This is a genomic window from Pantoea sp. T14 (assembly GCF_036663535.1).
In the GTDB taxonomy this organism is placed as follows: Bacteria; Pseudomonadota; Gammaproteobacteria; order Enterobacterales; family Enterobacteriaceae; genus Pantoea; species Pantoea phytostimulans.
In genome coordinates, this window is record NZ_JAWUEB010000024.1 from 93152 (window position 1) to 105057 (window position 11906).

Annotated in this window: 8 protein-coding genes; 3 read left to right on the forward strand and 5 right to left on the reverse strand. The window is 54.7% G+C overall.

The window, feature by feature from the left end:
- Window positions 1–228 precede the first annotated feature (228 nt).
- Window positions 229–1470 carry a peptide antibiotic transporter SbmA gene (sbmA, locus tag SC127_RS11630; RefSeq protein WP_332626543.1) on the reverse strand — a complete coding sequence of 414 codons (1242 nt, stop codon included), beginning with the start codon at window positions 1468–1470 and terminating at the stop codon, window positions 229–231.
- A gap of 275 nt (window positions 1471–1745) precedes the next feature.
- Between sbmA and SC127_RS11635 the strand changes: the two genes are divergently transcribed.
- Genes SC127_RS11635 through SC127_RS11645 form a run of 3 tightly spaced genes read left to right on the forward strand, consistent with a single transcriptional unit; the run spans window position 1746 to window position 5592 of the window.
- Window positions 1746–2483 carry a gluconate 2-dehydrogenase subunit 3 family protein gene (locus SC127_RS11635; protein ID WP_243078772.1) on the forward strand — a complete coding sequence of 246 codons (738 nt, stop codon included), beginning with the start codon at window positions 1746–1748 and terminating at the stop codon, window positions 2481–2483.
- 2 nt (window positions 2484–2485) lie between these two features.
- Complete coding sequence (locus tag SC127_RS11640; RefSeq protein WP_215847865.1) at window positions 2486–4270, forward strand: GMC family oxidoreductase; 1785 nt, start codon at window positions 2486–2488, stop codon at window positions 4268–4270.
- A gap of 11 nt (window positions 4271–4281) precedes the next feature.
- Window positions 4282–5592: a c-type cytochrome gene (locus SC127_RS11645; RefSeq protein WP_332626546.1), complete on the forward strand. Its 1311-nt coding sequence runs from the start codon at window positions 4282–4284 to the stop codon at window positions 5590–5592.
- Window positions 5593–5862: 270 nt separating this feature from the next.
- On the opposite strand, the gene SC127_RS11650 is transcribed toward SC127_RS11645, so the two are convergent.
- The 4 genes from SC127_RS11650 to SC127_RS11665 all read right to left on the reverse strand — a co-directional run bounded on the left by SC127_RS11650 (window position 5863) and on the right by SC127_RS11665 (window position 11805).
- A complete protein-coding gene (locus tag SC127_RS11650) occupies window positions 5863–7275 on the reverse strand; it encodes an MFS transporter (RefSeq protein ID WP_332626548.1) in 1413 nt (470 codons plus the stop codon).
- A 189-nt stretch (window positions 7276–7464) separates the two neighbouring features.
- Entirely contained in the window at window positions 7465–8985 is a 1521-nt protein-coding gene (gene abgT, locus SC127_RS11655) for a p-aminobenzoyl-glutamate transporter (protein WP_215847863.1), read from the reverse strand.
- A 67-nt stretch (window positions 8986–9052) separates the two neighbouring features.
- A complete protein-coding gene (locus SC127_RS11660; RefSeq protein ID WP_332626550.1) occupies window positions 9053–10495 on the reverse strand; it encodes a M20 family metallopeptidase in 1443 nt (480 codons plus the stop codon).
- Window positions 10492–11805: a M20 family metallo-hydrolase gene (locus SC127_RS11665; protein WP_332626552.1), complete on the reverse strand. Its 1314-nt coding sequence runs from the start codon at window positions 11803–11805 to the stop codon at window positions 10492–10494. Before SC127_RS11665 ends, SC127_RS11660 begins: the two co-directional genes overlap by 4 nt.
- Window positions 11806–11906: the final 101 nt, after the last annotated feature.

Consider the following 11906-nt stretch of genomic DNA (forward strand, 5'->3'; position numbering starts at 1 on the left):
ATCTCTGCGCGCGTCCTCTGTCCTCTGCGCGCTGTCCCCCATCCCGGCCTTCCCCCGCGAAGCGGGGGAAGGAGACGCTGCCACATGCAGCTTTACTACTCGCATATTGCAGCATCTTCCTCCCCCATGTATGGGGGAGGACCGAGGTGGGGGACAAACGACCTCGCACTCAAGAGGACCGAGGTGGGGGATAAACGACCTCGCACTAGACCACAGTCCAAGCCCAAACTACACCTCTTCGGACGCCTCACGCATCATCTCTTCATGCGGAATGTCCTGCAAAATCTGCTCGAAACTGCGCAGACGTTTGTAGATCGACATCAACTCCACCAGCGTTGACCACGACGTAATCAGATACTGGAACGAGCTACGCACCTGATCAAATACGTTGGTAATCTGGTTTAACAATCCCAGCGTAATGGTGCCTGCCACAATCGACGGAAACAGCAGGAACAAGCCAAAGACGTTATCCACCTGCAAATAAAGAATGCGGGTGATGTTGAAATAGAGATAGTGAAAGTAAAGGCGGAAATAGTTAGTCCGTACTCGGCTGAATAGCTCCTGCACGGTGGGTGGCGAGGCGCGTGAAGCATCATCTTCGCCGTAAACCAGCTCCTTACGATATGCTGCTTCTACCCGCTGATTGCGGAACTCCAGCCCCGGCAGTTTAATTCCCACCAATGCTAACAGCCCGGTACCAAACACTGACCACAGCACCGCGGCGATCACCAGCGCATAGGGAATGTTACCCAGAAACGGCACATCTTTAACGTGATGTGACAGCGTGACCAGCACCGGTAAAAAGGCCACCAGCGTCATAATTGCCTGAATAAAGCTCACGCCCCAATCTTCCAGCGTGGTGGCAAAGCGCATGGTGTCTTCTTGTACACGCTGAGCGGCGCCTTCGACATGACGCAGGCGTTGCCAGTTGTGCATGTAGTAATTGTTCATCGCGGTACGCCAGCGGAACACCCAATGACTAATGAAGAATGAGTTCATCACGCCAATCACTACGGCAATCAATGCGATGCCTAAAAATGCTCTGACTTCACCATAAAATTCACTGATTTGTACCGAACCGGCTTTAGTCAGCGCTTTCTGGATCAGGTCATAGAAAGGCCCATACCAGGCGTTAATCGCCACGCCAACCTGCACGCCAAACCAGGTCACAAAGATAATCAGGGCTGAACCCCACACTGACCAACGCTGCCAGGGATGATTATCAATCACCCGCCAGGCCAGCGCGAAAACGGTCACCATGATCCAGTAATAGGCATAAAACCATAGCTGACTGGCAGCGATAAAGCGTGCTGCCGTGGTCGGTAAAGGCTGTTTCATTGCGGCATCAAAAGCTGGCCATAACGCAGGTATATGATCGGCAAAACCGAACCACGCAAAAATAGCCAGCAAGCTCCAAATCGCTGCTGAGCTAAAAAACAGCGCTGGCCGGGGGAAAAAGGACTTAAACATAGGTTCTCCGCTGTTGTGTGCAGACTGTTATAACGTTTTTGGCTGCTCTCTGTAAGTGATGTGATGTATCAGACAATGAATGCGTGGCGATGGATGTTAATGAATTTGTGCGATTTTGTTTCCATCCCCTCAATCTTTGTGGCTAACGGTGTTACACTAACGGCAATTGTTACCGGTAACAATGAAGCTGTAACCCTAAAACCGCTTATAAAAACCATTACAACGCAATCAATTACTCTTTCATGCCGCATTGTATGCGGTACTGAGGCAATGTCATGTCAGAACAAAAAAAGGGTCATTCACGCAGGGATTTTTTGCTGAAGACCATCACCCTGGCGCCAGCAATGGCGGTGGGTGGCGCTACTATGGGTGCATTCACAACACCAATGGCAGCGCAGGCTGCAGAAGTAAATTCAACCGGCCCGCAACAGGCGCGTGATTATCAACCCAACTGGTTTACTGCCGAAGAGTTCGCTTTTATTAAGGCGGCGGTCGCGCGCCTGATCCCCAACGATGATCGGGGTCCCGGCGCACTGGAAGCGGGCGTACCGGAATTTATCGATCGTCAGATGAATACCCCTTATGCGACCGGTGCAACCTGGTACATGCAGGGACCGTTCAATCCTGACTTGCCGAAAGAGCTGGGTTATCAGCTACCGCTGGTACCGCAGCAAATCTATCGGCTGGGCCTCGCCGATGCGGATGACTATAGCAAACAGCAGCATGGAAAAGTGTTCGCTGAGCTGACTGGCGACCAGCAAGACGCCTTGTTACAGGCAATGGAAAGCGGCAAAGCCGAGTTCAAACAACTGCCAAGTAAAACCTTCTTTGCGTTCCTGATTCAAAACACCCGCGAAGGCTTCTTCAGCGATCCGATCCACGGCGGCAATCAAGGCATGGTGGGCTGGAAGCTGATTGGCTTCCCAGGCGCCCGCGCCGACTTTATGGATTGGGTAGAGCGCGGCGAACAATATCCGTTCCCGTCAGTGTCGATTCGCGGAGAGAGAACGTAAGCATGGCTAACGAAAATAAAAAAGTAGACGCGGTGATTGTTGGGTTCGGCTGGGCTGGCGCAATCATGGCGAAAGAGCTGACCGAAGCCGGGTTAACCGTGCTGGCGCTAGAGCGCGGTCCGCATCGCGATACGTATCCTGATGGATCGTATCCGCAATCCATTGATGAACTGACCTATAACATCCGCAAAAAGCTGTTCCAGGATCTGTCAAAAAGCACCGTAACGATTCGCCATAACGCGTCGCAAACCGCCGTGCCTTATCGTCAGCTGGCTGCCTTTTTACCCGGCACCGGCACCGGCGGCGCGGGCCTGCACTGGTCTGGCGTGCATTTCCGTGTTGATCCGACTGAATTGCGTATGCGCAGTCATTACGAAGAGCGTTACGGCAAAAACTTCATTCCTGAAGGCATGACGATTCAAGATTTCGGCGTGAACTACGACGAGCTGGAACCCTTTTTTGACAAGGCTGAGAAAGTGTTTGGCACCTCCGGTACGCCGTGGAGCATCAACGGTAAAGTGGTGGGCAAAGAGATCGGTGGCAACCCGTTTGCACCCGATCGCTCAGATAAGTTTCCACTGCCAGCGCAAAAGCGCACCTACTCGGCGCAGCTCTTTTCCCAGGCGGCAGAATCGGTTGGCTATCATCCTTATGACTTGCCTTCAGCGAACACCTCTGGCCCCTATACCAACACCTACGGCGCGCAAATGGGCCCGTGTAATTTCTGCGGCTACTGCAGCGGTTATGCGTGCTACATGTATTCCAAGGCATCGCCAAACGTCAACATCCTGCCCGCGCTGCGTCAGGAGCCGAAGTTTGAATTACGCAACAACGCTTACGTGCTGCGCGTTAATCTGACCGATGACAAAAAGCGCGCCACCGGCGTGACGTACGTTGATGGTCAAGGCCGTGAAGTTGAGCAGCTGGCGGATTTGGTGATTCTTTCTGCGTTCCAGTTCCACAACGTGCATCTGATGCTGCTGTCGGGCATTGGCAAGCCCTATAACCCGATTACCAATGAAGGCACCGTTGGTCGCAACTTCGCGTACCAAAACATCTCCACGCTTAAAGCGCTGTTCGACAAAAACACCACCACCAATCCGTTTATTGGTGCGGGTGGCGCAGGCGTAGGTGTGGATGACTTTAATGCCGACAACTTTGATCACGGCCCGCACGGCTTTGTCGGTGGTTCGCCGTTCTGGGTTAACCAGGCGGGTACCAAACCGATTTCGGGTCTGCCGACGCCGACCGGCACGCCAAACTGGGGCAGTAAGTGGAAAGCCGCCGTCGCGGACACTTACACCCATCACGTGTCGATGGATGCCCACGGCGCGCACCAATCTTATCGTGCCAATTACCTTGATCTCGATCCTAACTACAAAGATGCCCACGGCCAGCCGCTGCTGCGCATGACCTTTGACTGGCAGGAAAATGACATCAAGATGGCGCAGTTCATGGTCAGCAAAATGCACAAAATTGCGGAAGCGATGAACCCTAAATTGATCATGGGCGCCGCGAAAACCGCTGACAGCCATTTCGATTCCACCGTTTATCAAACCACGCACATGAATGGCGGGGCGATCATGGGTGAAGATCCCAACACCAGCGCGGTTAACCGCTATCTGCAAAGCTGGGATGTGCCGAATGTGTTTGTACCTGGCGCGTCAGCCTTCCCGCAAGGGCTGGGTTACAACCCAACAGGCATGGTGGCGGCGCTGACGTATTGGTCCGCGAAAGCCATCCGCGAGCAGTACCTGAAAAATCCAGGTCCACTGGTGCAGGCATAAGGAACATGGCGATGAAAAAAGGCATTTTGGCCCTGATTCTGGGCACATTGACGTTCTCTGCACTGGCGGACGACAGCAACAGCGATTTGGTAAAGCGCGGCGAGTATCTGGCGCGTGCCGGTGACTGCGTGGCGTGTCACACCAGCAAAGACGGAAAAGCCTTTGCGGGTGGCTTACCGATGGTCACTCCGATCGGCACTATTTATTCGACCAATATCACGCCGGATAAATCGACTGGGATCGGTGATTACAGCTACGACGACTTCCAAAAAGCGGTGCGTCACGGCGTGGCGAAAAATGGCGATACGCTCTATCCGGCGATGCCATTTCCCTCTTATGCAGTGGTCAATGATGACGACATGAAGGCGTTGTATGCCTACTTCATGCATGGCGTTGCGCCAGTTAATCAAGCTAATCAAGACAGCGATATTCCCTGGCCGCTTTCGATGCGTTGGCCGCTGGCGATTTGGCGTACTGTGTTTGCACCGGAAGTGAAGGCTTTCAAGCCGGCTGAGCAGGAAGATCCCACGCTGGCACGAGGACGTTATCTGGTTGAAGGCTTAGGCCACTGCGGCGCATGCCACACGCCACGTAGCATCACTATGCAAGAGAAAGCCCTGACCAATAACGAAGGGAATGATTATCTGTCTGGCAGCAGCGCACCGGTTGACGGCTGGACCGCCAGCAACCTGCGCGGCGACAACCGCGATGGTTTAGGCCGCTGGAGTGAAGACGATTTGAGCCAGTTCCTGCGTTACGGTCGTAACGATCACACCGCAGCCTTTGGCGGCATGACCGAAGTGGTTGAGCATAGCTTGCAGCACTTGAGCGACAACGACATCACGGCGATTGCGCGTTATCTGAAATCATTGGGTGCGAAAGATCCGCATCAAACGGTGTTCAGCGTTGATGAGGCAACGGCGAAAGCGCTGTGGAAAGGGGATGATCATCAGGCGGGTGCCTCGCTGTATGTCGACAGTTGTGCAGCGTGTCATAAAACCGATGGCAGCGGTTATCAACGTTTTTATCCTGCGTTGCGCGGCAATCCGGTGGTGTTGGCTGACGATCCAACCTCGCTGATTCATATCGTGCTGGTGGGCGGCGAATTGCCGGGTGTGAAAGGTGCGCCATCAACCATCACCATGCCTGCATTTGGCTGGCGCATGAATGATCAGCAGGTCGCGGATGTGGTGAACTTTATCCGCACCAGCTGGGGAAATAAGTCCGACAAACAGGTCAGCGCCAAAGACGTTGCCGAACAGCGTAAAGATGTGAAGGATCGCACTGGTAGCGCAGATATCAAGGTGCTGGAAGGCAAGTGATTTTTGGCGGCGTACGCGTTTTTTATACGGAGTACGCTGTCCCCCATCCCGGCCTTCCCCCGCGAAGCGGGGGAAGGAGACGCTGCCACATGCAGCTTCAATACTCGCATGTAGCAGCATCTTCCTCCCCCATGTATGGGGGAGGACCGAGGTGGGGGACAAACGACCTCGCACTTATGGGGAGCGAGGTGGGGGACAAACGACCTCGCACTCAAGAGGACCGAGGTGGGGGCCAAACGACCTCGCACTTAAGAAAAACAAGCGCAGATGTTAAATATTCTCTAAATCAATGCCGCGCGTTTTCGGGCCATAAATTCCCACCGACAACATCACCATCAGCATACTCAGCACAATAAAGGCGATCACGCCTTGCGTGCCGGCGTACTGCAAAATCAAGCCAATCAAAATGCTGCTGAACACTGTCGATAAGCGGCTGAACGAGTAGCAAAAGCCAACCGCACGGGCGCGAATATGCGTCGGGAAGATCTCAGTTTGATAAGCGTGATAGCTAAATGTCAGCCAGGCGTTGGAATAGGTGATCAAAAAGCCGCAAATAATCAGCAGCACCGGATTGGTCTGGAAGGCGAACAGCGTGCCGAATATCACCGTCATCAGCGACGACATCACAATCTGCCATTTATTTTCAAACTTATCGGCGTAACGGCTGCAAATCAATGAACCGAGCGGGTAGGCCAGCGTGATAAAAAAGGCATAAAGCAAACTGTGTGTGACCGTGGTGCCTTTGCCCGACAGCAGCGCGGGCAGCCAGTTACCGAAGCCGAAGAAACCAATTGCCTGGAAGAAATTCATCACCACCAGCATCAGGGTGCGCTTGCGATAAGCGGGTGCCCAAATCTCGCTGAAACGCCCTTTTTTCGGCAGTTGTGCCGCGGCATCATCGGGTGGAAAATCTGCGCCCGGCGTCATGCCACAACGCGTTTCCATTGCCGAGAGCACCTGATGCGCCTCTTGATGACGGCCTTGTTGCGCCAGCCAGCGTGCCGATTCCGGCAGGTTTTTGCGAATAAACCAAATCACCAGTGAACAGAGCGCGCCTGCAATCACCACCCAGCGCCAGCCTTCCAGGCTGAGGATGGTTTGCGGCACCAGCCACCACGACATCAAAGCCACCGCAGGCACTGAGAGAAACTGAATGAAAAATGAAAACGCGAAGGCGCGGCTACGCAGATGCGTAGGCACCCATTCCGACAAGTAGGTATCGATGGTGACAAGCTCAATGCCCAAGCCAATACCGACTAAAAAGCGGAACAGGATGATCATTTCGGCGCTTTGCTGAAAAGCCATCAGCAGCGAAAACAGGCCATACCACATGAGTGCGCACATAAACGTCAGGCGGCGACCAAAGCGATCGGCGTAGGGCGCCAGCAGGCTTGCGCCAAAAAACAGACCCAGAAACGTTGCAGAAGCAAAAGCGGCCTGATCGGAAAAGCCAAACACGCCTGCGCTGCCCGTATGAAAAACGCCGGTGGCCAGCAAGCCAGAACTGATGTAGCCGGTTTCAAACAGGTCGTAGAGTTCGAAGAAGCCGCCTAGCGCCAGCAAAGAAATGAAACGCCACAAACCGGCGGAGGAAGGCAGCGCATCAATGCGTCCCGCTAAGCTGTTGTTGGGTGCCGACGAAGCGTGCGTCGGCGCCATCCCTGTTGGGCAGGCTGTTGTCATTTTTACGTAAACCTCGGTGTGGCAGTGTTTGCAAATCTCGCTAGCGGTCTTGATTAGATTTAAAAATAATTAACCGTTAGCAAGCGAAGAGATAGCAGGATAATAAATTCGAGGATCGTTGCCGAGAGGCAAGTTGGTGAGTATTTAGCAACGTACGTTGCAGTTTTCGCCGTCCATGGCGAATCGGGATTAATGCAGTTGTGGATAGACGCCTGGACCAATCGGTAAACCTAACGCGTACCAGACCAGAAGCAGTGCAATCCAGCTGATAAAGAACACCAGCGGATAGGGGAAAATCAGCATGTAGTAAGTGCCAAGCTGTGCATCTTTTTGGTAGCGCTGTAGAAAGGCCAGAAACAGCGGCAGGAACGGCGACATGGGTGCCAGCGGTAGCACGGAGGAATCGGCAATACGGAAAATCATCTGGGCAAACGCGGGATGGAAGCCGAGCAGCATAAACATCGGCACAAAGACCGGCGCGAGAATCGACCAGATGGCCGAACCGCTGGCGATAAACATACAAAGAAATGCTGAAAGGAACATTAGGCCCAGAAACGCAGGTGCACCGCTGATTCCTGCGCTTTCCAGCACGTCGGTCAGACCGAGTGCCATGAATTTGCCCATGTTGCTCCAGTTAAAGAACGCCACGAACTGCGACAGCGGAAACACCATCACGATAAAGCCCGCCATATTCTTCATCGGATCGACCAGCAGCTGCGGAATATCATCCGGGCGACGGATCTGCTTTGTGACCACGCCGTAAGCAATCGCCACCACGAAAAAGAACAGGATGATGATCGGTACGATGCCTTGAATGAAGGGCGAGGGAATGATCGAACCGGTTTTGGGATCGCGCAGCGGCGCATGTTCGGGCACCACCAGCAGCGCCATTAAGCCAATAAACAGCAGCGCGGCAATGCCCGCTGTACGTAGGCCCCGATTCTCCAGCGGTGTCAATGCAGCAAGTTTTTCGCCGCTGCCATCTTTCCACTGCGGCAAGCGCGGCTCGACGAATTTATCGGTCAGCAGCGCGCCGGCAATGGTCAGCACAATCACCGACGACGCCATGAAAAACCAGTTATCGATCACGCTGACGTGCACGGTATCGCTCACTGCTTTTGCTGCTTCGGTACTGATGCCCGATAACAACACGTCGGTGGTCACAATCAGTAAGTTGGCGGTAAAACCGGATGCAACGCCCGCGATCGCGGCCAATAACCCGGCAACCGGATGACGCCCGACCGCAAGGAAAATCAGCGCGCCGAGCGGCGGCATCACCACTAAAGCTGCATCAGAAGAGATGTGGCTAAAGAAAGCGATGAACAGCACCATATAGCTGGCATAACGGCGGCTAACGCGTGAGGCCATTTTCACCATCAGGGATTGCAGCAACCCGACTTTTTCCGCCAGACCAGCGCCAATCACCAGCGCCAGAATCGATCCCAACGGCGTAAAACTACTGAAGTTCTTGATGATATTCGGCAGGATCCACTGTAAGCCCGCCACGCTAAGCAAATTATTGACCCGTACCATCTCGCCGTTACTGGGGTTTTTAACGGCTAAATCCAGTGCGCTGATCACGGCGGTTGCCACCATCAACGCCACAATCAAATAAACAAACAGTAAAAAGGGATTGGGTACTTTGTTGCCAACGCGTTCAATCCAGCTGAATACCTTACCCGGGCTGCGGTTCTCCGATGCGACTTCCATCCGTCCTTCCTCGTCTTGTGTTTGCTTGTTTTTATCTCGGTCCGCGCCATGAGGCGCGGCCGGTGGCTCAATCGGCCAATTTTGACGGCGTGATGCCGTCCGGTATTGGGCATGCGTAAGGCTGCGCCTGACGTGCCTTGCTGAATTCGTCGCGACAGCGCGCCAGCGCATCGTCATCGTTGAGCAGGGTTAATGCCGTTGCCGCCATCACCTTTCCCGCCAAAAACATGCCTTTATGCGCGATGCTGGTGCGGCCTTGCGCCACCAGTTGCCACGTATGCAGCGGTGTACCGAAGGTAAAGCAGGGCGCAAAGCACTGCGCAGTGGGCGTAACCCAGCTCACATCGCCGACATCGGTTGAGCCATACAGCATTTCACGCGTGATCGCATACGGGGCGACCTCATCCATGAAAAGCTTGTCACCCAGCGTCTCAACCCACGCCTGACCCGCTTCGCCACCCGTGCGTGCCGCATTCAGCTGCGCATTGCGTAAGTCATCTTTCGTTAACGTGGCGCGGATCTCTGCCGCGAACGCGCGCTCCTCATCGTTGTAATCGGGTAAGCCAAACTGATGCAAATAACGCTCCATCACAGCTTCCAGTGCGCGATTTGGCACATAATTGGAACAGGCTTTGTCAAAACGCACTGACATCTGGGTATCTGTCATCAGCGCCGCGCCTTTGGCGATATTGATCACCCGTTGATAGATATCCTGCGCCTGTTGCAATTCAGGGGCGCGAATCAGGAACAGCACTTCGGCATCGGCCTGCACGACATTAGGCGAGACGCCACCGCTGTTGGTCACCGCATAATGCAGACGCGCTTCCTGCACAATGTGTTCACGCAAGAAATTGGCGCCGGTATTCATCAGCGTCACCGCATCCAGTGCGCTACGCCCCAAATGCGGTGAGTTAGCGGCATGTGCCGCGACGCCTTTGAAGTGAAACGCCGCCTGAATATTGGCTAACGTGCTGAGGTTGAACATGCCGCTGAAACCTTCAGGATGCCAGGTCACTGCGGCATCTACATCGTTGAAGAGACCTTCACGCACCATAAACGTTTTGCCGGAGCCGCCTTCTTCGCCTGGGCAACCATAAAAGCGCAGCGTGCCGCCGGTGTTGTGTTGCTGCATCCAGGCTTTCACCGCAAACGCCGCAGCCAGCCCGGCGGTACCCAGCAGGTTGTGGCCGCAGCCGTGACCATTACCGTTTTCCACCAGCGGTTTCGGTTGTGCACAGCCAGCCTGCTGGCTCAGGCCCGCCAGCGCATCGAATTCCCCCAAGATGCCGATAATGGGTTTGCCACTGCCAAAACTGGCGATAAACGCGGTATCCATGCCGCCGACACCGCGCTCAACGTCAAAACCCTCTTCTGCCAGCGCATCAGCCAGCAGCGCGGAGGAGCGGGTTTCGGCGAAGCGGGTTTCCGGCACGTCCCATATAGCATCGCTAAGTGCGCTAAAGCGGGCCTGATGCTGCTCGATATAATCCGCAATAAACGATTCAATCATCGTGCACCGCCAAACTGCGCCTGATTCAGCGCCAGCGTAGAGAGCAATGTGACGGCGGTTGCCATCACCTTCTCATCGAAATCGAATTTCGCGTTGTGATGGCCCGCGGCCAGCTCGCAGCCAAAAATGGCGTAGGAGGCTTGTCCGCCGCGCTGCTTAACGCGCTCCATCATGTAGGTGGCATCTTCCGAACCAGCGGCTTGCTGTTTGCGATCGACAACCGAGTTGAACACACCGAGCGCTTCAGCCTGCTGGTGGATGAAATCTACCCAAGGTTGCGTTGGCGTAGAGCTGCGTGCAGCGCCCATCAGCTTCACCTCATATTCAACGCCATACATAGTGGCTGCACCGGCGATGACGCGCAGCGCCTGCTGATAAATGTCGTCGTTAACTTCATTGCTGACGCCGCGTGTTTCCACCTTCATCAGCGCACAATCGGCGACTACATTACGCCCCGTTCCCGCCTGCAACACGCCGACATTGACGCGCGCCACGCCGCCGCTGTGCTGGGTTAAACCGTGCAGCGCTAAGGTGGCCTGCGCCGCCGCTAACAGCGCATTGCGGCCTTCCTCGGGGCGGCCACCTGCATGCGCGCCCACACCGGTAAAGCTCACGTCCAGCTTGGTGGTGGCGAGGAAACTGTCGCTGCCACACACCAGTTCGCCTGCCGGTACGCCAGTGCCGAGGTGAATGGCAGTGAACAGATCAACATCATCGACCACGCCCGCTTCAACCATCGCTTTGGCACCCCGCACGCCTTCTTCAGCAGGCTGAAAGATAAGTTTGATGGTGCCGCTCAACTGCGTTTTCATCGCCATTAACAGTGAGGCAACGCCAAGGCCGATGGTGGTGTGACCATCATGTCCGCAGGCGTGCATCATGCCTGGATTGCAGGATGCAAAGCCTTCGCGCTGCGGCAGGTGATCCGCGGCCTGACTTTCATTCAAATCCAGCGCATCCATGTCAACGCGAAAACCCATTACCGGGCCGGGACGACCGGTCTCCAACGTGGCAACGATGCCGCAAAATCCGCCCGAGAAGTAAGATAACCACTGCGGGAGCGCACCTTGTTGCAACGCACGGGCTTCCTGAAGCTGTAGCACTTCGGCAGAGGGCAAGCCCATGCGTGCATCCGCATTAATCACTTCACGACCCAGTTGCAGTTGATAACCGAGATTGTGTAGCGCTTCGGCGACCAATGTAGCAGTGCGGAACTCTAGCCAGCCTGACTCTGCAAATTGATGGAAGTCGCGGCGCCAGCTTTTCATCTGCGGAATCAATGCGCTGACGTGGTCGGAAAGGGTGTTCATCGGCAATCTCCTGGTGTTGGTTTTTTATGCATTGTTCTGAATCTACACAATGGTAAACACCCACATAAGATGCGAATATCTTGTGTCTGATAAACAGCGGT

Excerpts from the sequence above, each read along its gene's own strand:
- SC127_RS11645 (WP_332626546.1), top strand. The coding sequence starts at position 4,282 with ATGAAAAAAGGCATTTTGGCCCTGATTCTGGGCACATTGACGTTCTCT.
- sbmA (WP_332626543.1), bottom strand. The coding sequence starts at position 1,470 with ATGTTTAAGTCCTTTTTCCCCCGGCCAGCGCTGTTTTTTAGCTCAGCA.
- abgT (WP_215847863.1), bottom strand. The coding sequence starts at position 8,985 with ATGGAAGTCGCATCGGAGAACCGCAGCCCGGGTAAGGTATTCAGCTGG.
- SC127_RS11665 (WP_332626552.1), bottom strand. The coding sequence starts at position 11,805 with ATGAACACCCTTTCCGACCACGTCAGCGCATTGATTCCGCAGATGAAA.
- SC127_RS11640 (WP_215847865.1), top strand. The coding sequence starts at position 2,486 with ATGGCTAACGAAAATAAAAAAGTAGACGCGGTGATTGTTGGGTTCGGC.
- SC127_RS11650 (WP_332626548.1), bottom strand. The coding sequence starts at position 7,275 with ATGACAACAGCCTGCCCAACAGGGATGGCGCCGACGCACGCTTCGTCG.
- SC127_RS11660 (WP_332626550.1), bottom strand. The coding sequence starts at position 10,495 with ATGATTGAATCGTTTATTGCGGATTATATCGAGCAGCATCAGGCCCGC.
- SC127_RS11635 (WP_243078772.1), top strand. The coding sequence starts at position 1,746 with ATGTCAGAACAAAAAAAGGGTCATTCACGCAGGGATTTTTTGCTGAAG.